The following is a 21,700-nucleotide window of genomic DNA, read 5'->3' as shown; positions in this document are numbered from 1 at the left end:
AATGACAGCGCCCTTTCTCTTTCGTCTGACACTACTTCATTGCAGGGAAGCTAATCTGCACTTTCAAGCCTCCACCGCTGCGATTATTCACAATCACAGAGCCACTATGCTGGCTGACAATTCTTTTCACGATGGTTAGACCTAGCCCGGTTCCTTCACTCCCACGAGCCGTGTCTCCGCGTGTGAATGGGGCAAACAACTTACTGATCTGACTTTGCTCGATTCCAGGTCCATTGTCTTCAACACTTACCCAGACCAGCTTATTGTCTGCGGTTATGCCCGTGCTGACTTTAATCCAGCCATTTCCGTAGCGCAGTGCATTAACGACTAGGTTGCTCACCGCACGCTTAATCGAAATTGGGCTTCCCAGTGTCATTTTCATCGGCTCGTGGAGTTCGGTTTCTATCTGAATCTCATAGCCGCCTTCTGACATCGCCACATCATTGGCAATTTCGTTCAGGTCGACTTCCAAAAATGACTGTTTGTTGACTGGCTTTAAATAGTCCATAAATTGGCTGATGATCTCATTGCACTCTTCGGTGTCACTGATGATACCTTCAGCTAAGTAGCTATCTTCAGGCGACATCATTTCTGTCGCGAGTCGAATACGAGTCAGAGGGGTGCGCAAGTCGTGGCTGATGCCCGCCATGAGCAATGCTCGGTCTTCTTCTAGCGCTTGTATCCCCTTTGACATCTGATTAAATGCACGTGTTACCGAGCGAATCTCAGATGCACCTTGCTCAGGGATAGGTGGCGGCACTTCACCACGACCAACCCCTTTCGCCGCTTTTTCTAGGGCAATAAGAGGGCGGTTTTGTAAGCGGATAAACAGCCATCCGCCAGCAATGATGAGCAGCGCCATGATTAAGCTATTGCGAAACAGAGGCGTAAAGTCTTCTTCTTGAAGCTCAGAGAGTGGGATGCGAAGTAGCGAACTAGGAAGTGCATCGGTCTGAATCCACAATATGTAGCTTTCTGAACCCAGCATCATGCGCACATCGGTCGCGGCTCCTAACTCCTTGCTCATCTCCTCGCTCATTAAGTCTATGGTGATGGCGTGGTGGAACTCTTCAGCGATTGGGCTCTCTTCGCTGTGAATTGTCACCCCGAGTTGCTCTAGTACTCGCCTACGCAGTGGACCATCCATACCTAAGCCATCTTCAAGATTGTCAGAGTCGCTTAGCATCAGGCTAATCTCATGACCTAAAATCTTGTTGAACTGCTGCAAACTTGGCATTAACGCGTAGTTGAAAACCGCGTAGTAAGAGTAGATTTGGCTAGCAATCAGCAGGGTGAGGAAGATGAAAATGGATTGAGTGAATGAACTGCGAATGCGCATAACAGCGACCTTGATAGTGGCAAAAACAAAAAGTGCGAGACAATGTCTCGCACCTTAACACATAAGTATTTACGCTTCTTTTCCGTCCGGTACGAAAACGTAACCTAAGCCCCAGACCGTTTGAATATAACGTGGTTTGCTTGGGTCAACTTCAAGCATGCGGCGCAGGCGAGAAATCTGAACGTCTATAGAACGTTCCATCGCAGAGTACTCACGGCCTCGCGCCATGTTCATCAACTTATCACGCGACATTGGCTCTCGAGCATTCGTCACCAATGCTTTCAGCACCGCAAATTCACCTGATGTGAGTGGCATTGATTCGTCGCCACGGAACATTTCGCGTGTACCTAAGTTTAAACGGAAATCACCAAACTCAACCACTTGTTCTTCACTGCTTGGCGCTCCTGGCAACTCTATCGTTTGACGACGGAGTACCGCTTTAATACGAGCAAGCAGTTCACGTGGATTAAAGGGCTTTGGTAGGTAGTCATCGGCACCCACTTCGAGGCCTACGATACGGTCAATTTCATCTCCCTTTGCAGTGAGCATCAGGATCGGTAGCATGTTATTGGCATTACGTAGGCGACGGCAGATTGAAAGACCATCTTCGCCAGGTAGCATTAAGTCCAGCACCATTAGATGAAAGTTTTCACGAGTGAGCAGGCGATCCATTTGTTCACTGTTTGCCACACTGCGTACTTGGAATCCCTGTTCAGACAAGTAACGCTCGAGCAACGCTCGTAGGCGTGCATCGTCATCAACGACTAAGATCTTGTGATTTTCTTGCATGTAATGATTCCACCTAATAACTGTATTTGCGCCCATGCAGGGTTTTTACCCTTTTTGACCATTTGGAATGTAACACTGTTCTGACCAAAGTGGCGCAAAGAATTGTTAACGTTTATTTCCTTTTTAGCTAATGTATACAGTAGTTTCAATCCAGTCGTAACAGAAATATGAAAACAAACCTAATCACCCGTGAAGGCTTTGATCGGCTTAAAAAAGAGCTCGATTTTTTATGGAAAGAAGAACGTCCAGAAGTGACCAAAAAAGTGACTTGGGCAGCCAGTTTAGGTGATCGATCAGAAAACGCAGATTACCAATACAACAAAAAGCGACTGCGCGAGATTGATCGACGTGTGCGTTATCTACGTAAGCGACTCGAACAAGTGACTGTGGTGGACTACTCTCCACAGCAAGAAGGCAAAGTCTTTTTTGGCGCGTGGGTCGAGATAGAAAACGACTCTGGCGAAGTGAAAGCGTTCCGCATTGTTGGCCCTGACGAAATCTATGGTGATGCGAAAGGGTATATCTCTATCGACTCACCCATGGCACGCGCACTGCTAAAAAAAGAAGTGGATGACGAATTCAGCGTAAAAACCCCGGAAGGTTATAAAGAGTGGTTTGTTAACCGGATTGAGTATAAGCAATAGCTTTATATCGCAGCCCTTCGACCCCACATACTAATTAATTCATTGATGCCTTAGGGCTTCACAAATAAATCATACAAAGAGATTCAACGGATGAGCCAAGCTATCTGTCACATGATTGCTCAGGAACTCAATGTTCGCACTGAGCAAGTCACTGCCGCTGTTACCCTGATCGATGATGGCAACACAGTTCCATTTATTGCCCGTTACCGTAAAGAGGTGACAGGTGGTCTGGACGATACCCAGTTACGTAACCTTGATAGCCGACTATCGTATCTGCGTGAGCTGGATGACCGCAGACAAACCATTCTTAAATCGATTGGTGAGCAAGGCAAACTGACTGCTGAGCTAGAAGCTGAAATTAACCAAGCCGACAGTAAAACACGTTTAGAAGACTTGTACTTACCATACAAACCCAAGCGTCGCACCAAAGGTCAAATCGCAATTGAAGCGGGCCTTGAACCGTTAGCCGACACGCTATGGAACGAACCACAAACCGAGCCTGAAAGTGAAGCAGCGCGTTATATCGATGCAGACAAAGGCATCGCGGATACCAAAGCGGCACTGGATGGTGCACGCGCGATCATCATGGAACGTATCGCGGAAGACGCGAATCTACTGGAAAAAATCCGCCATCACCTCAATCGTAACGCCGAGTTGGTTTCTCGCGTTGTCGATGGCAAAGAGCGTGAAGGTGAGAAATTTAAAGATTACTTCGAACATAATGAACCGCTCAGTAAAGTACCTTCACACCGTGCATTAGCGATGCTACGTGGCCGTAACGAAGGCTTCCTGACACTGGCGATGAACGCCGACCCAGCTCAGGAAGAGAGTGTACGTCAGTCTTACTGTGAAACCATCATTGCTGACCATTATGGTATTTCGCTCAGCAATGCTCCTGCCGACACATGGCGTAAACAGGTGATTAGCTGGGCGTGGCGTATCAAGGTTTCGATGCACATGGAAACCGAACTGATGGGCGCAATGAAAGAGCGTGCTGAAATCGAAGCGATTGAAGTATTTGCGACGAACTTGAAAGACTTGTTGATGGCAGCGCCTGCGGGCCCTCGCGCGACACTCGGTCTGGACCCTGGTTTGCGTACCGGCTCTAAAATTGCCGTGGTGGATTCAACCGGTAAGGTGCTAGCGACAGAAACCATCTACCCACACCCGCCGCAAAACCAATACGATAAATCAGCGCAGGTGGTGGCAAGCTTAGTTGCCAAGCACAATGTTGACTTGATTGCGATTGGTAACGGTACGGCTTCACGCGAAACCGACAGCTTTGTGGCTGACCTCATAAAACGCAATAACCTGAAAGTACAAAAGATCATGGTAAGCGAAGCGGGCGCGTCGGTGTATTCTGCATCCGAGCTAGCGGCGAACGAGTTTCCTAACTTGGACGTTTCGTTGCGTGGTGCTGTGTCGATTGCTCGTCGTTTGCAAGACCCACTAGCCGAACTGGTGAAAATCGACCCTAAATCTATCGGTGTGGGTCAATACCAGCACGATGTCAGCCAATCTATGCTGGCGAAGCGTCTAGATGCGGTGGTTGAAGACTGTGTTAACGCGGTAGGTGTTGACGTGAACACCGCTTCTCCGGCGTTGTTAACTCGTGTGGCAGGCCTGTCGAGCACGATCGCTCAGAACATTGTGGATTACCGCGACGAAAACGGTCGCTTTGAAGCACGCAGTACGTTGAAAAAAGTCGCTCGTTTGGGGCCTAAAGCGTTTGAGCAGTGTGCGGGATTCTTACGTATTATGGATGGTAAAAACCCTCTTGATGCGTCATCCGTTCACCCTGAAGCCTACCCAGTGGTGAAGGCTATTGCAGAGAAAAACCAGAAAGAGGTGAAGTCTCTGATCGGCGATACGGATTTCTTACGCGGTTTGCACGCGGTTGATTACACCGATGAAAATTTTGGTGTACCGACGGTAACAGACATCATCAAAGAGCTTGATAAACCGGGCCGAGATCCGCGCCCTGAGTTTAAAACCGCAACGTTTGCCGACGGTGTAAATAAAGTTTCAGACCTAGAACCGGGTATGGTGTTGGAAGGTGTGGTGTCGAACGTCGCCAACTTTGGCGCATTTGTTGATATCGGCGTTCATCAGGACGGATTAGTCCATATTTCTGCGCTGACTGACCGTTTTATCTCTGACCCACGTGAAGTGGTGAAAGCCGGTGACATCGTTAAAGTCAAAGTGATGGAAGTGGATGTACAACGCAAGCGCATCGCACTCTCTATGCGCTTGAATGATGAACCAGGACAAGACAACCGCCCACAACGTGGCTCTGCGCCTCGTGGTCAACAGCGTCAAACCAATCAAGGTGGTGGTCAACGTCGCCGTGAGGAATCATCAAACAACGCGATGGGTGGCGCATTTGCAGCCGCATTCGCTAAAGCTAAGCGTTAATCTTAGCGCTTGTTAAAATACAAATCCCCGCAGTCTTGTGTTGAGACGCGGGGATTTTTTTTCGGTATTTCCTAATTCTGAATATCGAACATTAGGTACTACAACACCGCAATCACATCGGATGGCGTATTCGGCGCCACAGCGTGGCCATAGTGAAACTTAATTACGGTTCTGCGTTTTGCCATTTTGCCTTCCGTTCTCGCCGCATCGATTATACGTTTGGGCAACCGAAAGCGCATCGCATAGCCTTTCCCTTGATGTTGACTGTAGCTATTCAGGGAGAGCAGTTGGAACATCCTCGCAAGGGTATCCTCCGGATTATCCAGATAAGAGTCACTTTCTTCGTCTTGTTCACCGGTTTCATAGCTCGGATGCTCTGAAGGATCCCATGACGATTGTTTGCGCCTTTTATCGTCTGCTTTGACTTTTCGCTCAGCATTACTCTTGGTCAATGCCATCGTCGGAACAATCGGTTCGCGCACTTTATTATCGCGAGCAGCTTGCTCCGTCTGAACATTCACCGATGGGGCAATTAGCGGCACACTTACGTTCGTAGGTGATACGAGCATCGCTAAATCTCCTCACGCCCGACTGGGTTCCTCTCGCAAAAGTTTAATCTCACGTAAAGTCATCCAGTTCGTCTATTTATCGACCAGAAGGGTCAAATATTTAGCATTGAGGTCAAAGATTTTATGATTTTTCGTTCATAAAGCGCGTAACTTGCTGACAGAACTCATCAAATTCGGTCATGAAAGGCGCGTGAGACGATGAACCAAAGATGAAACTTTCACTGCCGGGCATTAACGAATCCACATCGGTTGCCACTTTGGCAGGCACAAGCCCATCCAAACGTCCATATAGTCGGAGTGTCGGCAGTTGTAGTGCGCTCAACATTTCTCGGTAGTCGATATCGGCTAATAGGTTTAACCCTGCAAGCAGCGATTTAGGATTGGGAGATGGGCGAGAGAGAACCGCTTTCTTGAGCGATTTTACGTCTTGGCGTGCAGATGGACTACCCATCGCTTGCAGCGCCATAAATTGCTCAATCGTCCGCTGGAAGTCTTCGACCAGTTGTTCGGTGAAGGCACTCAACACGTTAGGTTGAATACCACGCCAAGGCTTATCGGCGGCAAACTTAGGAGAGCTGGCAACGGTGATCAGCTTTTCTACTCGCTCAGGATGATGTAGGGCGATATGTGTGGCGAGAAGGCCGCCTAAAGACCAGCCAAGCCAAATCGCTTTTTCTGGCGCGTGCTCAAGCACCAGATCCGCCATGTGCTCAATTGAGTCAAAATGCGTTTGATGGCTGTGACCAAACCCCGGCAAGTCCACCACATGAACACGGTATTGCTGGTTTAGCGCTTCAACGGTTTGGTGCCAGACTGCTCCGTTCATACCCCAGCCATGAAGTAGGACAATATCGTCACCTTCTCCTGAAGACTGCCAGTAGAGTGGTGAATTTACGCTCTCACTTGTTGCCACTTTTTTCATCCTTTCACTTTTCATAACCCATGCACAATAACCAAAAATTTTGTGCAGAGGCGGCTATGGTAGCTCATTGGTTGAAAAAATACACAACGGACCTCTTGCCGCCGCATTGCGAGGTGTGTCAACTCGAGGTAGGGCAGAGTGCAGATTTCTCCTGGTTGTGTGAACACTGTCAGCGCTATATCACTGAAGTAAAAAGATGTTCCCGCTGTGGCTTACCCATGGAAACGCAGATGGAGGTTTGTGGGAAGTGTTTGGTTGAACCGCCAACATGGCAACGTGTTTTTTGTGTGGGAGACTACCAACAACCGATTTCTGGGTATGTTCATAGGCTTAAATATGAGCGCCAGTTCTGGCAAGGCGCCAAACTCGCCAGTTTGCTTGTCCCAAGGATACAGAAACCAGCAGAACTTCTCACATCGGTCCCATTGCATTGGAAAAGACAATGGTACAGAGGATTTAACCAAAGCGAACTGATTGCGTTGAGTTTGGCAAAGTCCCTAAACAGACCGTATAACAATCTGTTCAAGCGGACACGTGCAACCTCACCCCAGCAGGGTAAAGACCGCGCCCAAAGAATGCGAAACCTGCATGATGCATTTCGATTGATTCAACCCGTAAATGTTAAGCATGTCGCGATTGTTGATGACGTGCTGACCACGGGGAGTACTGTGCAGCATTTATGTAAATTACTGCTTGAAGCAGGCGTGGAAACCGTTGATATTTATTGCATCTGCCGGACTCCTGAACCGACATCCTAGCTTTAGATCTCGAGTTTTCATACCGAAGGGCTAGATCTTGCAAAAATCAGGAGTAGAATGGTGACTAAATAGCCTACAAATTTACTCAGGTATTCGTCGTGTCAAATCCTATTACTATTACAGAAAATGCTCAAAAGCATTTTGCTAACCTTTTGAGCCAACAGCCAGAAGGCACTAACATTCGTGTATTCGTAGTGAACCCAGGGACTCAAAACGCTGAGTGTGGTGTGTCTTACTGCCCACCAGAAGCGGTAGAAGGTACAGACACTGAGTTTGCGTTTGAAGGTTTTTCTGCGTACGTAGATGAGCTAAGCCTGCCTTTCCTAGAAGACGCAGAGATCGATTTTGTGACTGACAAAATGGGCTCGCAGCTAACGCTAAAAGCGCCAAACGCGAAGATGCGTAAAGTTTCTGACAATGCGCCACTTATCGAGCGCGTTGAGTACGTAATTCAAACTCAGGTTAACCCACAGCTGGCTAGCCATGGCGGCCACGTAAACCTTGTTGAGATTACCGAAGAAGGCGTTGCGATTGTTTCATTCGGTGGCGGCTGTAACGGCTGTTCTATGGTGGATGTGACTTTGAAAGAAGGCATCGAGAAGCAACTAATCCAAGAGTTTAATGGTGAGCTGACAGCCGTTCGTGACGCAACCGAGCACGACCGTGGCGAGCACTCTTACTACTAACTTGTTAAGATACTTGTGATTTACGCATAAGAATGAGAAAGGGTTGGCAGAAATGTCAGCCCTTTTTTGATTTAAAACCAGATGTTTTTCTCATATATTAAGACATTACAATTTTACTAAGGAGCAAGAGTGTGGCTAAGCGAACACCGCCAGAAGTTCTGGCAAAAGAAACCGTTGCCCAATCTAGGTTGTTCTCCATCGAAGCTCTCGACTTGCGCTTTAGTAATGGTGAGCATCGTACTTACGAACGGATGAAACCACGTGGTCGGAATGCCGTGATGATGGTTCCGGTCACTGCGCAGGGTGATATTTTATTGGTACGTGAGTATGCTGCGGGCACTGAACGTTACGAGCTTGGTTTCCCCAAAGGGCTGATTGATCCAGGTGAAACGCCAGAGCAAGCGGCGGATCGAGAGCTAAAAGAAGAGATCGGTTTTGGTACAAGAAAGCTAACGCCTTTGAAAGAAGTGATTCTTGCTCCGTCTTATTTTTCTAGCAAAATGACTCTGTTTATCGCAGAAGATCTATACTCAGAACAACTAGAAGGCGACGAGCCTGAACCATTGGAAGTGATCCGCTGGCCACTAGCGCAAGCAGAGGAACTGTTAACTCATCTTGATTTTTGTGAAGCACGGAGTATCACCGCGTTGTTACTCGCCCTAAGATCATTAGCTGCATAATAAAGGGCGTAAAGGATTGACCATGCCAATGACACAAGACCTTTCCCAGCACATCAATGCCGTGATTGACATTGCCCGTTCTGCTGGACAGTTGATTCTCGATATTTACGAGAAAAAAGAGTATCAGGCGTTTACCAAAAGTGATGAAACACCCGTTACTAGCGCAGATATTGCCGCGCATAAATTTATTGTCGAGCAGTTATCAGAGTTGACGCCGGATATTCCGGTACTGTCGGAAGAAGCCGCAGACATCAGTTTAGATAAGCGTTCTCAGTGGGACCGCTACTGGTTGGTTGACCCGCTTGATGGTACTCAAGAGTTTATTGCTCGCAGTGGCGACTTTGCGACTATTATCGCGCTGGTAGAAAACAATAAGCCGATTATGGGTGTCGTTTATGGTCCGGTTTCTGGTGTGACGTACTACGCGTATCAAGGTAAAGGTGCATGGAAAATCCCTGATATGCACGAAAGTGTGCGTATTAATAGCCATGAGCACGATGGTCGCTCTTCGCCAATCGCCATCGCCATCAGTCGCCGACAAGACATTAACCGCATTACTAGCCGTATGAGTAGCGCGTGGAACTACGATTTGGTTCCGCTTGGTTCTGCCGCATTGAAAGCGTGCTTGGTGGCCGAAGGGGCTGTGGATTGTTACCTGCGCCTTGGGCCGACAGGAGAGTGGGATACCGCTGCGACACAATGTATTGTTGAAGAGGCGGGTGGGCGCATTCTCAGTACCCAGCTTGAGCCACTGTCATACAATGAGCGCGATACGCTAGAGAATCCAAACTTTATTGTGTTGGGTGATGAAAGCCTGCCGTGGGATGAAATCTTAAAAATCAAAGACTAGCTCTGGCTCGCTTGAATAGTCAATGCAAAGAGGGTTGATACATCAGTATCAACCCTTTGTTGTTTTAGGCTTTGGCGTACACGTCACGGTCGCCGAGCCAACGGTCGATAATCGCTACCGCGTTGTCTGGGTAGTTGTCGTGAATGTAACGCGCGATGCGTTGAACTTCGGGGATTAAACGTTGATCTCTAACTAAATCGGCAATCTTAAAGTCGGCCACTCCGGTCTGCTTTGTGCCGAGTAATTCACCCGGACCTCGAATCTCTAGATCGCGTTGTGCAATCACAAATCCATCATTACTTTCTCTTAGAACGCCCAAACGCTTTTGTGCGGTTTTAGATAATGGTGCGTGGTAAAGCAAGACACAATGACTGGCGACGCTACCTCGACCCACTCGTCCACGCAGCTGGTGGAGCTGAGCCAAGCCAAGACGCTCTGGATTTTCGATGATCATTAAGCTTGAGTTAGGCACATCCACACCCACTTCTATCACCGTAGTCGCGACCAAAAGTTGCAACTTGTTTGCTTTGAAGTCCTGCATCACCGCTTGTTTCTCGGCGGGTTTCATTCTTCCATGCACCAGGCCGATTTTGACATCAGGAAGCTTGCGTTGTAGGTCTTCAGCGGTATCGGCGGCGGCTTGCGCTTCCAGTAGTTCTGACTCATCAATTAAAGTACACACCCAATATGCTTGCTTGCCTTCAGTTAAACAGGCATGTCGCACGCGTTCGATGATGTCGTCACGTTTGGTATCAGGTATCGCAACGGTTTGAATTGGTGTTCTTCCCGGCGGCAGTTCATCGATCACCGATGTTTCGAGATCGGCGTACGCGGTCATCGCCAATGTACGTGGGATAGGTGTCGCGGTCATGATTAACTGATGTGGAAATGCCCCTTGTTTTTCGCCTTTTTCACGCAGTTCTAGGCGTTGGTGGACGCCAAAACGGTGTTGCTCATCAATGATCACGAGTGCTAAGTGGTTAAACTTTACGTGCTCTTGGAATAGCGCGTGTGTACCAACCACCATTTGCGCTTCGCCACTGGCAATTCTTTCAAGCTCTGTTTCTTTGGCTTTGCCTTTGAGTTTTCCTGCCAACCAGCCAACTTTGATGCCCATTGGTTCAAACCAATTGGCAAAATTGATCGCATGCTGCTCTGCAAGTAATTCCGTGGGAGCCATCAACGCTACTTGGTAGCCATGCTCTAACGCTCGAAGTGCTGCCATCGCTGCAACTAACGTTTTCCCTGAACCTACGTCTCCCTGGACTAAACGCATCATAGGGTGAGGTTGCACAAGATCTTGTTCGATCTCTTTCACCACGCGACTCTGTGCATTGGTAGGGGAAAAGGGCAGTTGGTCGAGCAATTGTTGTTTGAGTTTATTGCTGTCTGGTAAAGGTAACGCAGCGTCTTTTTGGCCCTTACTACGCACGGAGAGCATCGATAAGTTTTGCGCGAGGAGCTCTTCCATGATTAAACGGATTTGAGCTGGGTGTTGACCTTCATCGAACTGTTCAAGGTTGATATTCGGTGGTGGTCTATGGATAGTATGCAGCGCCTGTGCGAGCGTAATTTGATGGTTATAGAGGCCTGAGGGTAGTAACTCTTGCACCGCAGCCTTATCGAGTAGCGCTAACGCTTGGTCGGTTAAGTTGCGTAGGGTTATTTGGCGTAGCCCTTCGGTTGTTGGGTAAACCGGGGTAAGTGTTTCTTCAACATCGACTTTTTGGTTCGGTGCGTAGAATTTGTAATCTGGATGGACGATCTCCAGCCCGTAACCCCCCCGTTTTATCTCCCCGTAAGCGTGCACGGTTTTACCTTCGGCGAAGTTGTTTTTCATCGCCGCTGTGAAGTTAAAAAAGCGCAGTGTAATTGTGCCGTTCCCGTCACTTAACTTGACCGCCAACATTTTACGTTTACCGAATATGGTGTCTGCGCTCATCACTTTGCCTTGTACGGCAGCCCATAAACCAGCATGCAGCTTGATGATTGGGTATATACGAGTACGGTCTTCGTAGCGAAGGGGGAGATGGAATAGTAGATCTTGAACGGAAACAAGCCCAACTTTTTCGAGCTTCTCTGCGACTTTGGCACCAACGCCAGAGAGAGAAGTAAGCGGAATCGCTGATAAAAGCTGGGACATAACGTAACTCGTCTATCATTTAAAGATTTGGAGATAGTTAACCACCCAGCTGTGTATTTGTACAGGAAAAATAGCGTATGAGCAGATGTGCTCGCTATTTTTTCTGCATCTCCTTCCACCAGGTTTCGTCGGCAACAATCTGGCCTTCGTCATCTAACGGTGGGTATGGCAAGCCTTTGCGTTTCGCGACTTTTGCCAGTACCGGATGTCCACGCTCAAACAGCGTGCGGTGAATAACCTCCTCGGGCAGGGAGCTGTTTTCTTTATCATACATGCCTGCAGCATCGCGTTGACGCTGCGCTTCATAAAGAATCACAGCACTGGCAACGGAAACGTTAAGCGACTGTACCATGCCAATCATTGGGATAATGATGTCCTGATCAGCGAGTCGCTTTGCTTGCTCGGACGCGCCAACTTTTTCGCTACCGAGAATGATCGCGGTAGGTTTAGTGTAATCAATCTCGCGAAAGTCGACAGCGGTGTCTGACAAGTTGGTCACCAATACTTGCATGCCTTGTGCTTTGAGTTCTTTCACTGCATCGGCAATTGAGTCGTGGGTTTCCACTTCCACCCAGTTACGTGCGCCCGCAGATGTGTGGCTCAGTGTGCGCATTTCGTGAGGCCAAACGGCATGGACTTTGTGCAAGCCAGTAGCATCAGCGGTGCGGATAACTGCTGAGACGTTATTTGGCTTGTGGACTTCTTCCAGACACAGAGTGAGGTCGGTCTGTCGAGATTTCAGGACTTCTTGAATTCGTTGGTAGCGTTCTATGTTCATAGTTCAAAAATAAACGCCCTTGAAATGGTGTATTTCAAGGGCGATTGAAGTTAATTCTAAGCGTTAGTTTTTGCGTCGACGGACTTTAAGCGTTTGTGGCATCGCTTTAATCTTACGCATGATTCCAGCCAGATGAACACGGTCTTTGGTCGTTAACAATACGGTGACTGTGTATAGGCGACCATCACGTTCTTCGGTCGACAAGCCATGAATATTAGAGCCTGTCTTGGAAATCACATTGGTCAGTTCGGCCAGTGCGCCTTGACGGTTCTGTACATCGACTCGTAGCTCTGCGATAAACTCTTGGTCGTACTCTTCTGACCATTCCACTGCCATGTATTTATCTGGTTCTTTCTGGTAACCACGTACGTTTGGACACGTCTCGCGGTGTACCACCAGTCCTCGACCGGGAGAAACGTGGGCAATAATATGGTCGTCAGGAATTGGGTGACAACAGTTCGCAAAGGTTAACAGCAACCCTTCAGCACCACGAATCGGTAGTTTCTTCTTCGGTTTGCCGTCTGCGTTGGTGACTTCGGTCAACTCGTCTGCATCGCCCAATAAGCGACGTGCAATCACGATGCTCATTCGCTCACCAAGACCGATAGCGGCGAGTAAGTCTTCCAGAGTCGCGACTTTGAGCTCTGCCAATACGTGGTTGATATTTTCTTCACTGATATCAGTGATCGAAAGCTCACCCAGCGCGTGGTTAAGCAGGCGTCGGCCTAGAGTGATTGACTCTTCACGGCGCATGGTTTTAAGAACTTGTCGGATCTTAGTACGCGCGCGTGATGTCACTACATAGTTGAGCCAGGCGGCGTTTGGTCTTGCGCCCGGAGCACTGATGATTTCAATCGTCTGACCATTTTTTAGCGACTTGCTAAGAGGGTAAGGATTTCTATCAACACGAGCGCCAACACAGGTATTACCTACGTCAGTATGAACGGCATACGCGAAGTCTACCGCAGTCGCGCCAACTGGCATTTCCACAATGCGGCCTTTTGGCGTGAAGACGTAAATTTCATCCGGGAAAAGGTCAGACTTAACGTTTTCGATAAACTCAAACGAGTTACCCGCACTTTGTTGTAGCTCAAGCAGGCTTTGCATCCAACGCTGGGCTTTTACTTGCGCAGTGGTACCAGTGCGTTCGCTATTGCCTTTACCTTTATATGACCAGTGCGCAGCGACACCTTTGTCTGCCATTTGGTCCATGTCTTCCGTACGAATTTGTACTTCGACCGGCACACCGTGAGGGCCGACCATAGAGGTATGCAGCGATTGATAGCCGTTTGCTTTTGGTACTGCGATGTAATCTTTCATGCGGCCTGGACGCGGCTTGTACAAGCTATGCACTTGGCCAAGTACGCGGTAGCATGTGTCTGCCTCTTCCACCACCACACGAAACGCGTAGATGTCCATGATGGTGTGAAAACGCTGTTCTTTGGTTTTCATCTTATTGTAGATGGAGAACAGGTTCTTCTCGCGTCCGACGACACGGGCTTTAAGACCAACTTCTTCTAGACGCCCTTCAATCTCACTATGGATGCGTAGAATCATCTCTTTGCGGTTACCGCGTGCGGCTTTTACTACTTCTTTGAGTACGCGATAACGATTCGGATACAAGGCTTCAAAACCAAGCTCTTCTAGCTCTGTCTTGATATTGTGTATGCCTAATCGGTGGGCAAGTGGAGAGTAAATTTCGAGCGTTTCACGGGCGATGCGACGTTTTTTATCGGGGCGTAGAGCACCCAGAGTACGCATGTTGTGAGTGCGGTCAGCCAGTTTGATCAGAATGACGCGAATGTCTTGCACCATGGCAAGTACCATTTTGCGAAAGTTCTCAGCCTGGGCTTCCTTGCGATCTCGAAACTTAAGTTTATCCAGTTTGGACACGCCATCAACGAGTTCAGCTACTGTTGTACCAAACTGAGTTTCTAGCTCTTCTTTGGTGACGTCACAGTCTTCGATAACATCGTGAAGGAGTGCGGCCTGCAGAGTTTCAATATCAAGACGCATTTCGGCCAAGATACGAGAGACGGCAACAGGGTGGATGATATAAGGTTCCCCGCTGGAACGGGTCTGCCCTTCATGGGCATTTTTCGCTACCACATAAGATTGACGCAGAGCCTCAATTTGAGGCTCTGTTAGGTATTCTTGGGCAACGTCTTTGAGACTATCGAATAGATACAAATTTTAGGCCCGGAAGATAGTTGTTACGAAGAGTCAGATTAACGAGTGTGAGCAATGCTGCTTACTGCTGCTAATTCTGCTGCTTCTTGCTCTTGTTGCTCTTGACGCTCACGAGCATCTAGGATTTCTTTCGTGATAAGACCTTCTTCGATCTCGCGTAGAGCGATAACCGTCTGCTTATCGTTCTCTTCTGGCACTAGTGAATCTTTACCGCCAGTTTGCATTTGACGAGCGCGGCGAGCCGCAATGAGAACTAGGTCGAAACGGTTGCCAACTTTTTCAACAGCGTCTTGAACAGTTACGCGTGCCATGAGGACTCCAAATTAGTTAACTAAAATTTTGTATGACGAGAAATTATACAGCGTGAGTATTCCTAGTGTCTAGGACTTACTCAGCCAATAACGCATCAAGCATGCCTTTATATTTAGCAGCTTGTTTATCTTGCTTCAATCTTTCTGCACGAAGGATGGCTTTAAAATCTATCAATGCAGTATCGAAATCATCGTTGATGATCACGTAGTCGTATTCGTTGTAGTGAGAAATCTCTGATTTTGCTTCAGCCATACGCTTAGCGATAACGGCTTCACTATCTTGACCTCGTGTATTCAGACGACGCTCTAACTCGCCGTTTGAAGGAGGCAAAATGAAGAGACTTTTTGCTAATGGCATTTGCTCACGAATCTGACGTGCACCTTGCCAGTCGATATCTAGAAATACGTCGATACCTTTATCTAGGTTTTCTTCGATCCAAATGCGAGAAGTGCCGTAGTAGTTACCGAAAACTTCAGCGTATTCAAGGAATGCACCTTGCTCGATTAAATCTTCAAATTGTTCCTTTTGAACAAAGTGGTAGTGAACACCATCTTCTTCACCAGGACGCATGCCACGTGTGGTATGTGATACAGACACTTTCATTGCGTAAGTAGGGTTTGTTTCCAGCATGGCTGAAATCAAGCTCGATTTTCCCGCGCCGCTTGGTGCAGATACGATATAAAGAGTGCCTTTGCCCATAGGTACAATTCCACGTTTAGATTCGATGTGTCGAAAAGAGAATTCGACATATTTAAAGATAGCACTGACCGTGTCGAATCACCGAATTGGTGAAATTTAGGCCAGAAAAATGGAGGCGAAGAGTATCATAAACAGGCAGTTTATAACAACAAGTTCCCACATAAGTGGGATGTTCAGAGTTATCCTTATTGTTAGAATGAGAGTCCCGAACTTGGCAAACGTTTGCTTTTGTCGAGCTTTTCATCAGAAAGGCGTTGAGTTTTTATTCCAGATCTTTACAATCCGCGCAAACGATTAAATGCTGTATATCCCTAGTGTTATGGACTAGAAGTTTCTACCGCCGAGCCTATCTTGGTGACTACAGTTTTTAGTGACGCCTAGCTCTATTGAGCACTCACAGCATTTGCTCTACATTGCCATTTACCCACGATAAAGGTTTCGCTGTGAGTTTCGACACCACACTCAAAGCCCAGAATAGCTCTGGCATACTCGAATCAGTCTTTAAAATTTCTGAACGCCGAACAACGATTAGCACGGAATTATATGCAGGTTTTATTACCTTCCTTGCGATGAGTTATATCTTGGCTGTCAACCCTGCAATTTTGGGTGGCATTCCTGGTATGGACAAAGGTGCGGTGTTCACGGCGACCGCGTTGGCTGCGGCGGCTGCGACATTAATTATGGGTATTTGGGGCAATTATCCAGTAATGCTGGCACCAGGTATGAGTATGAATGGCTTCTTTAAAGGCATGCTGCTCAGTGGCTCGGTCGCTTTAGTTTGGCACGAAGCGCTATTTGGCATTTTCTTGTCGGGTGTGCTATATCTGATTTTGTCGATGACTAACATCCGTAAAGCGATGATTGAATCGATCCCCGAAGACTTAAAGCTCGCCATTACGGTTTCACTCGGCCTGTTTATTGCCTTCTTGGGATTAAAGAATGCTGGAATTATTGTCTCGAACCCAATTGTTTTGGTCAGTATGGGCAACATTGCTGATCCTAAAGTTGTTATCGCTTACATCAGTATCTTTATCGCCTTGGGATGTATGATCCGTGACATCAAGTTAGCCACGTTTATCTCATTTATTTCAGCTATTTTGCTGACCGTTCTGGCCGATGTGTTTCTGGGCACGAACAATGCGCCGATTCCAGAGCAAATCATTTCCGCGCCGCCAAGTTTGTCGGGCAGTTTTGGTGCGGTGTTTAACTTCTCTGGGTTAACCGCAGATAAAATGTTTGATTTGCTGTTTATCGTGATTATCTTCCTGATTGTCGATTTCTTTGACGGATTGAGCACGATTGTCGGGGTAGGGCGTGATGCAGGTATCATCGACAAAGATGGCAAAGTACCCAATGCGCGTTCAGCACTGGTTGCGGATGCGGGTGGCACGGTCATTGGCTCTGTGTTGGGGACTACATCAATCACTGCATTTTCTGAATCAGGTATTGCGTCTTCTCAAGGAGCAAAAACAGGTTTGGCAGCGGTTGTGGTTGCTGGATTGTTCTTGGTATCTCTATTCTTATATCCGCTATTCTCTATGTTTTCAGCTGCGATGGTCGCACCGGCGATGGTCGTAGTCGGTATCTACATGATTGGTCGTTTAGGTGATATTCAATGGGAACAAAAAGAGTCCCGCATTGCCGCCTTCTTTACCATTATGTTCACCGTGTTGAGTTTTTCTCCGGCCAACGGCATGGCGATGGGTTTTATTAGCTACGCGTTCTCAATGGTTGTGGCGGGTAAGGGGAAAGAGGTGCACCCAGTGATTTACGCGCTGTGTGCGTTGTTCCTCAGCTATTTGATACTGTTATAAAAACGCGGCGCGATAGTGTTATCGGTCTCTATGTTTTTGCCAAATAAAATGGCTCTGCTTTTGTAGAGCCATTTTTTATTCATTGAGCCATGGTAGTATTGATTCCAATATCACAAAGATTGTGGAATAAGGAAATGCCATCTCAGTTACCTCCCTCGTTTAGTCGCCCTTTTTTAAAAATTTACCATGTATTAGAAGCACTATTATTGATTGCGATTACGCTCGCCACCGTGTTTGCCATGGTGGAAGAGTTCATGCATATGTATGAGCAGAAGAAGGTATTGCTGACCGATATTCTGTTGATGTTTATCTACCTTGAAGTGTTGGCAATGGTTCAGCAGTTTGTCGTCAATGGTAAGATCCCGGTTCGATACCCGATTTACATCGCGATGATGGCGATCGCCCGTTATATAACGCTAGGGATGAAAGAGTTGGATGCGGTGCCAGTGGTTTGGCTGTCGGTTGCGGCATTTATTCTCGCGGCGGCTACCTTGTTGATCCGCGCTGGGCATCATTATTGGCCTTACGTAGACCGAACGACACAAGAAAAAGATGAATAAAAAGAAGCCCTGCGATTGCAGGGCTTCATCTTTTAAAGGTTATTCAATGTTCTGGATCTGCTCACGCATTTGTTCTATCAGAACTTTAAGCTCTACACCAGACGCCGTGATGTCAGTGCTGATGGATTTTGATGCCAGCGTGTTCGATTCGCGATTGAACTCTTGCATCATAAAGTCTAAACGACGGCCAACAGCACCGCCTTTTTTCAGGATATTGTTGGTTTCTTTTACATGAGAATCTAAGCGGTCCAGCTCTTCAGCGACATCAGACTTTTGAGCAAGAAGAATCAGCTCTTGTTCTACGCGTGATGGATCTAGCTCCACTTTCGCTTCTTCGAACTTAGTGAAAAGACGTTCACGTTGCCACTCAATAATTTCAGGCATTCGAGCGCGTACTTTCGTCACTTCGTCTGAAATCGCAGTTAGGCGCTGTTCAATAAGTGCTTTCATGTTTTCGCCTTCGCGACCACGTGCTTCAATGAATTCACTTAATGCTTCGTCAAAACCTGCCAGCAACTCTTTATTCACTGTATCCATGTTTTGCTCTGGTGTTTCCATCACACCTGGCCACTGCATGACTTGGAATGGGTTAATTCGGCTAAGCTCACCCGTCATATGCATGACTTGTTCAGCGGCTTTGATTACCTGCTTGGCTAGAGTTTCATTGATGGTCAGTTCGCCCTTTGCTGCTGGGTTAGCTTCAAAGCGCAATGCACATTCTACTTTTCCGCGTGCCAGTTTTTTACGAAAACGCTCACGCAGAACTGGCTCTATGCCTCGAAATTGCTCTGGTAGGCGAAAGTAGTTTTCTAGATAACGTTGATTGACCGAGCGAATTTCCCAAACGGCGCTGCCCCAATCGCCTTTAACTTCTTTGCGAGCGTAGGCTGTCATACTGTAGATCATCGAATTTTCCTATTTATCAATTTTTGAAAATAACGCAAGGCTATAGTAGCACAAAGCCCTTATCTGGCAGTAACGGAGAAAGTAATGCGCGTAGCTTTGTTATACAAACTCCGCTATACTCCTGCTCCAATCAAATTCGTCTCCCCCTATCATCAGATAGAAAAATAAGGTAGATGCCCATGCGTCCAAACGACCGCCAGGCGGATCAAATTCGCCCAATTAAAATTACTCGCAACTATACCGCTTATGCTGAAGGCTCTGTGCTGGTTGAGTTCGGTAATACCAAAGTGCTTTGTAACGCAACAGTTGAAGAAAACGTGCCACGTTGGATAAAAGGTCAAGGTAAAGGCTGGGTAACTGCTGAGTACGGAATGCTCCCTCGTTCAACGCATTCGCGTATGCGTCGTGAAGCGGCAAGTGGTAAGCAAGGTGGCCGTACAATGGAAATCCAGCGCCTGATTGCTCGTAGCCTTCGTGCTGTCGTTGATCTAGAAGCGATGGGTGAGATTATGGTCACTGTTGACTGTGATGTGATTCAAGCGGATGGCGGAACACGTACGGCGTCTATTTCAGGTGCAAGTGTGGCTATGGCGGATGCGTTCCAGCACTTAGTTGACAATGGCAAGCTGAAAGCGAACCCAATGAAAGGGCACGTTGCCGCTGTTTCTGTTGGCATTCTGGGTGAAGAGATATTGTGTGACCTAGAGTACGTTGAAGACTCAGCAGCCGATACTGATATGAATGTGGTGATGACTGAAGATGGCCGCATGATTGAAATTCAAGGTACTGCAGAAGGTGAACCGTTTACTCACGATGAGTTAATGGATTTGCTAGCCGTTGCGAAGAAAGGCATTGCGGATATTGTTGAAGCGCAGAAAATGGCGTTAGAAAATTAATTATGAAGATAGCTTCCCTCATACGGAAGCTATTTTTTTGCCTTCTATAAAGGCGTGAGAGTAAACCTTAATTTAGAGAGAAAGTAATGAAAGCATACCAGCGTGAATTTATTGAGTTTGCACTAGAGAAGGAAGTCCTGAAATTTGGTGAGTTTACTTTAAAGTCAGGTCGTAAGAGCCCTTATTTCTTTAACGCTGGTCTTTTCAATACTGGTCGTGATTTAGCGCGCCTAGGTCGTTTTTACGCAGCCGCGTTAGCGGATTCAGGTATCGAGTTTGATGTGTTGTTTGGCCCAGCTTACAAAGGCATTCCAATTGCGACGACAACGGCGGTGGCACTGGCGGATCATCACGATGTCGACACACCTTACTGCTTTAACCGTAAAGAAGCGAAAGACCATGGTGAAGGTGGCAACTTGGTTGGTAGCCCACTAGAAGGTCGTATTATGCTGGTGGATGACGTGATCACTGCGGGCACTGCGATTCGCGAGTCGATGGAAATCATTAAAGCAAACGGCGCAGATTTGGCGGGTGTTCTCGTTGCGATTGATCGTCAAGAGAAGGGTAAAGGTGAGCTTTCTGCGATTCAGGAAGTGGAGCGTGACTTTGGTTGTGCGGTGATTTCTATTGTGAGCTTAGGTGATTTGATTGCGTATCTGGAAGAGAAAGGCGATGCGGCAGAGCACTTAGAAGCGGTAAAAGCGTACCGCGCTGAGTACGGCATCTAATCAACACCAAAGGTTCGAGTTTTAATAAAAATGGGCGTTCAAGAGGACGCCCATTTTTGATAACCAGTTATTTGTAACGAATGCCTTTTTCAACGCTCTCATCCTGCATGGTTTTGTAGCGCTTGTGCAGCCACATCCATTGCTCTGGTGCACGTAAGATAAGCTCTTCCACATACTTGTTCATGTAGGCGGCAGCGGCTTTTTCATCTTTTTGAGGGTAATCTGCGTCGATACGTTTATCGGCAATGATTTCATACTTGCCTTGGCTGTTTCTAAAACCAGACCCCGGAATCATGGCGCACTTTGATGTGTAGGCAAGAATGCTCGTGCCTGTCGTGGTACACGCATCCTCTACTGCAAAGAAAGGAACAAAGACAGATTTGTTTCGTCCATAGTCATGATCTGGCAAGTAGAATAAGCGATCACCTTGACGCAGCACGCGTATCATTTGTTTGACGTCTTTGCGGTCGATCAGCTTATTGCCGTTGTGGGTGCGTCCCCAGCATTGGATAAAATTATACGCTGGGTTGTTATGCGGTCGAAAAACACCGTAGCCACCCACCCCAAGCACGGCAAACGCTCTGGCGGTAATTTCTAGGTTGAGCGCATGTACGCAGCATAAAAGCACGCCTTTACCTTCGGCTGTTAGATCATGCATGGCCTGTATGTCTTTCTCGACGATCAGTGTTTTAAAACGCCACGTCGGCCAGAACCACGTAATGCCCGTTTCGATCAGTGCCATACCCGTATTCTTAAAGTTCTCTTCTACGAGTTGTTGTATTTCTTGCTCTGACTTATCAGGGAACGATAACTCCAAATTACGTTTCGCAACATGAACACGCTTCGCGCCATAGCGCATACCAATCTGACCGAGAGTTCGACCAAGTGCGAGTAACATGCGGTAAGGAAGAATATTTACTATCAAGGCCAGAAGGCCAAAACCCAGCCATACTCCCCAGTTCTTGGGGTGCAGTAGGGATAATGAAAACTCTGGCGGTGTTAGTTTGTCTTTACTCATGATC

21 protein-coding genes and 1 riboswitch are annotated in these 21,700 nt (G+C 47.4%); of the genes, 10 read left to right on the top strand and 11 right to left on the bottom strand.

Annotated features, from left to right (window positions below):
* Positions 1-31 precede the first annotated feature (31 nt).
* Complete coding sequence (gene envZ, locus NP165_RS12645; protein WP_257084262.1) at positions 32-1,339, bottom strand: two-component system sensor histidine kinase EnvZ; 1,308 nt, start codon at positions 1,337-1,339, stop codon at positions 32-34.
* A 69-nt stretch (positions 1,340-1,408) separates the two neighbouring features.
* Complete coding sequence (gene ompR / locus NP165_RS12640) at positions 1,409-2,128, bottom strand: osmolarity response regulator transcription factor OmpR (protein ID WP_257084261.1); 720 nt, start codon at positions 2,126-2,128, stop codon at positions 1,409-1,411.
* 167 nt (positions 2,129-2,295) lie between these two features.
* On the opposite strand from ompR, the gene greB reads away from it, so the two are divergent.
* Together greB and NP165_RS12630 are read left to right on the top strand one after the other, a co-directional pair.
* Positions 2,296-2,772 (top strand): transcription elongation factor GreB, encoded by a 477-nt coding sequence (gene greB, locus NP165_RS12635; protein WP_257084260.1) that lies wholly within the window; start codon positions 2,296-2,298, stop codon positions 2,770-2,772.
* 90 nt (positions 2,773-2,862) lie between these two features.
* Positions 2,863-5,187 carry a Tex family protein gene (locus NP165_RS12630; RefSeq protein ID WP_257084259.1) on the top strand — a complete coding sequence of 775 codons (2,325 nt, stop codon included), beginning with the start codon at positions 2,863-2,865 and terminating at the stop codon, positions 5,185-5,187.
* Positions 5,188-5,285: 98 nt separating this feature from the next.
* Here the strand turns inward: NP165_RS12630 and NP165_RS12625 are convergent, their stop codons facing one another.
* Entirely contained in the window at positions 5,286-5,756 is a 471-nt protein-coding gene (locus NP165_RS12625; protein WP_257084258.1) for an ATP-dependent Lon protease, read from the bottom strand.
* A gap of 121 nt (positions 5,757-5,877) precedes the next feature.
* Positions 5,878-6,678 carry a pimeloyl-ACP methyl ester esterase BioH gene (gene bioH, locus NP165_RS12620; protein WP_257084257.1) on the bottom strand — a complete coding sequence of 267 codons (801 nt, stop codon included), beginning with the start codon at positions 6,676-6,678 and terminating at the stop codon, positions 5,878-5,880.
* A gap of 20 nt (positions 6,679-6,698) precedes the next feature.
* Here bioH and NP165_RS12615 point away from each other — a divergent pair, with 20 nt between their 5' ends.
* The 4 genes from NP165_RS12615 to cysQ all read left to right on the top strand — a co-directional run bounded on the left by NP165_RS12615 (position 6,699) and on the right by cysQ (position 9,652).
* Positions 6,699-7,436 carry a phosphoribosyltransferase family protein gene (locus NP165_RS12615; RefSeq protein WP_503169883.1) on the top strand — a complete coding sequence of 246 codons (738 nt, stop codon included), beginning with the start codon at positions 6,699-6,701 and terminating at the stop codon, positions 7,434-7,436.
* A 98-nt stretch (positions 7,437-7,534) separates the two neighbouring features.
* Positions 7,535-8,122 (top strand): Fe-S biogenesis protein NfuA, encoded by a 588-nt coding sequence (gene nfuA, locus NP165_RS12610; RefSeq protein WP_257084255.1) that lies wholly within the window; start codon positions 7,535-7,537, stop codon positions 8,120-8,122.
* 131 nt (positions 8,123-8,253) lie between these two features.
* A complete protein-coding gene (nudE, locus tag NP165_RS12605) occupies positions 8,254-8,802 on the top strand; it encodes an ADP compounds hydrolase NudE (RefSeq protein WP_257084254.1) in 549 nt (182 codons plus the stop codon).
* 22 nt (positions 8,803-8,824) lie between these two features.
* Positions 8,825-9,652: a 3'(2'),5'-bisphosphate nucleotidase CysQ gene (gene cysQ / locus NP165_RS12600; protein WP_257084253.1), complete on the top strand. Its 828-nt coding sequence runs from the start codon at positions 8,825-8,827 to the stop codon at positions 9,650-9,652.
* Positions 9,653-9,716: 64 nt separating this feature from the next.
* On the opposite strand, the gene recG is transcribed toward cysQ, so the two are convergent.
* From recG to gmk, 5 genes are all read right to left on the bottom strand, one after another.
* Positions 9,717-11,795 (bottom strand): ATP-dependent DNA helicase RecG, encoded by a 2,079-nt coding sequence (gene recG / locus NP165_RS12595; RefSeq protein ID WP_257084252.1) that lies wholly within the window; start codon positions 11,793-11,795, stop codon positions 9,717-9,719.
* Between the two features lie 94 nt (positions 11,796-11,889).
* Complete coding sequence (trmH, locus tag NP165_RS12590; protein WP_257084251.1) at positions 11,890-12,573, bottom strand: tRNA (guanosine(18)-2'-O)-methyltransferase TrmH; 684 nt, start codon at positions 12,571-12,573, stop codon at positions 11,890-11,892.
* Positions 12,574-12,636: 63 nt separating this feature from the next.
* Positions 12,637-14,763 (bottom strand): bifunctional GTP diphosphokinase/guanosine-3',5'-bis pyrophosphate 3'-pyrophosphohydrolase, encoded by a 2,127-nt coding sequence (gene spoT, locus NP165_RS12585; protein ID WP_257084250.1) that lies wholly within the window; start codon positions 14,761-14,763, stop codon positions 12,637-12,639.
* 38 nt (positions 14,764-14,801) lie between these two features.
* Positions 14,802-15,074, bottom strand: a complete 273-nt coding sequence (rpoZ, locus tag NP165_RS12580) for a DNA-directed RNA polymerase subunit omega (protein ID WP_257084249.1) — start codon at positions 15,072-15,074, stop codon at positions 14,802-14,804.
* Positions 15,075-15,150: 76 nt separating this feature from the next.
* Positions 15,151-15,774, bottom strand: a complete 624-nt coding sequence (gene gmk, locus NP165_RS12575; protein WP_257084248.1) for a guanylate kinase — start codon at positions 15,772-15,774, stop codon at positions 15,151-15,153.
* Positions 15,775-16,055: 281 nt separating this feature from the next.
* Positions 16,056-16,155: riboswitch (purine riboswitch) on the top strand.
* A 62-nt stretch (positions 16,156-16,217) separates the two neighbouring features.
* Between gmk and NP165_RS12570 the strand changes: the two genes are divergently transcribed.
* A complete protein-coding gene (locus NP165_RS12570; protein WP_257084247.1) occupies positions 16,218-17,588 on the top strand; it encodes an NCS2 family permease in 1,371 nt (456 codons plus the stop codon).
* A 134-nt stretch (positions 17,589-17,722) separates the two neighbouring features.
* Complete coding sequence (locus NP165_RS12565) at positions 17,723-18,148, top strand: phosphate-starvation-inducible protein PsiE (RefSeq protein WP_257084246.1); 426 nt, start codon at positions 17,723-17,725, stop codon at positions 18,146-18,148.
* A 39-nt stretch (positions 18,149-18,187) separates the two neighbouring features.
* Here NP165_RS12565 and NP165_RS12560 read toward each other — a convergent pair whose 3' ends face one another.
* Positions 18,188-19,054 carry a YicC/YloC family endoribonuclease gene (locus tag NP165_RS12560; protein ID WP_257084245.1) on the bottom strand — a complete coding sequence of 289 codons (867 nt, stop codon included), beginning with the start codon at positions 19,052-19,054 and terminating at the stop codon, positions 18,188-18,190.
* A gap of 179 nt (positions 19,055-19,233) precedes the next feature.
* Between NP165_RS12560 and rph the strand changes: the two genes are divergently transcribed.
* On the top strand, positions 19,234-19,950 hold the full coding sequence (gene rph, locus NP165_RS12555; RefSeq protein ID WP_257084244.1) for a ribonuclease PH: 717 nt from the start codon (positions 19,234-19,236) through the stop codon (positions 19,948-19,950).
* A gap of 86 nt (positions 19,951-20,036) precedes the next feature.
* On the top strand, positions 20,037-20,678 hold the full coding sequence (pyrE, locus tag NP165_RS12550) for an orotate phosphoribosyltransferase (RefSeq protein WP_257084243.1): 642 nt from the start codon (positions 20,037-20,039) through the stop codon (positions 20,676-20,678).
* Positions 20,679-20,745: 67 nt separating this feature from the next.
* On the opposite strand, the gene NP165_RS12545 is transcribed toward pyrE, so the two are convergent.
* A complete protein-coding gene (locus NP165_RS12545) occupies positions 20,746-21,696 on the bottom strand; it encodes a Kdo(2)-lipid IV(A) acyltransferase (RefSeq protein ID WP_257084242.1) in 951 nt (316 codons plus the stop codon).
* Positions 21,697-21,700 lie beyond the last annotated feature (4 nt).

It is taken from the genome of Vibrio japonicus (assembly GCF_024582835.1).
GTDB lineage: Bacteria > Pseudomonadota > Gammaproteobacteria > Enterobacterales > Vibrionaceae > Vibrio > Vibrio japonicus.
This window is presented reverse-complemented; position numbering and strand designations above follow the sequence as displayed.

Excerpts from the sequence above, each read along its gene's own strand:
- greB (WP_257084260.1), top strand. The coding sequence starts at position 2,296 with ATGAAAACAAACCTAATCACCCGTGAAGGCTTTGATCGGCTTAAAAAA.
- recG (WP_257084252.1), bottom strand. The coding sequence starts at position 11,795 with ATGTCCCAGCTTTTATCAGCGATTCCGCTTACTTCTCTCTCTGGCGTT.
- NP165_RS12625 (WP_257084258.1), bottom strand. The coding sequence starts at position 5,756 with ATGCTCGTATCACCTACGAACGTAAGTGTGCCGCTAATTGCCCCATCG.
- bioH (WP_257084257.1), bottom strand. The coding sequence starts at position 6,678 with ATGAAAAAAGTGGCAACAAGTGAGAGCGTAAATTCACCACTCTACTGG.
- ompR (WP_257084261.1), bottom strand. The coding sequence starts at position 2,128 with ATGCAAGAAAATCACAAGATCTTAGTCGTTGATGACGATGCACGCCTA.
- rph (WP_257084244.1), top strand. The coding sequence starts at position 19,234 with ATGCGTCCAAACGACCGCCAGGCGGATCAAATTCGCCCAATTAAAATT.
- NP165_RS12565 (WP_257084246.1), top strand. The coding sequence starts at position 17,723 with ATGCCATCTCAGTTACCTCCCTCGTTTAGTCGCCCTTTTTTAAAAATT.
- pyrE (WP_257084243.1), top strand. The coding sequence starts at position 20,037 with ATGAAAGCATACCAGCGTGAATTTATTGAGTTTGCACTAGAGAAGGAA.
- NP165_RS12630 (WP_257084259.1), top strand. The coding sequence starts at position 2,863 with ATGAGCCAAGCTATCTGTCACATGATTGCTCAGGAACTCAATGTTCGC.
- NP165_RS12615 (WP_503169883.1), top strand. The coding sequence starts at position 6,699 with ATGCACAATAACCAAAAATTTTGTGCAGAGGCGGCTATGGTAGCTCAT.
- NP165_RS12545 (WP_257084242.1), bottom strand. The coding sequence starts at position 21,696 with ATGAGTAAAGACAAACTAACACCGCCAGAGTTTTCATTATCCCTACTG.
- envZ (WP_257084262.1), bottom strand. The coding sequence starts at position 1,339 with ATGCGCATTCGCAGTTCATTCACTCAATCCATTTTCATCTTCCTCACC.
- gmk (WP_257084248.1), bottom strand. The coding sequence starts at position 15,774 with ATGGGCAAAGGCACTCTTTATATCGTATCTGCACCAAGCGGCGCGGGA.
- NP165_RS12560 (WP_257084245.1), bottom strand. The coding sequence starts at position 19,054 with ATGATCTACAGTATGACAGCCTACGCTCGCAAAGAAGTTAAAGGCGAT.
- trmH (WP_257084251.1), bottom strand. The coding sequence starts at position 12,573 with ATGAACATAGAACGCTACCAACGAATTCAAGAAGTCCTGAAATCTCGA.
- cysQ (WP_257084253.1), top strand. The coding sequence starts at position 8,825 with ATGCCAATGACACAAGACCTTTCCCAGCACATCAATGCCGTGATTGAC.
- rpoZ (WP_257084249.1), bottom strand. The coding sequence starts at position 15,074 with ATGGCACGCGTAACTGTTCAAGACGCTGTTGAAAAAGTTGGCAACCGT.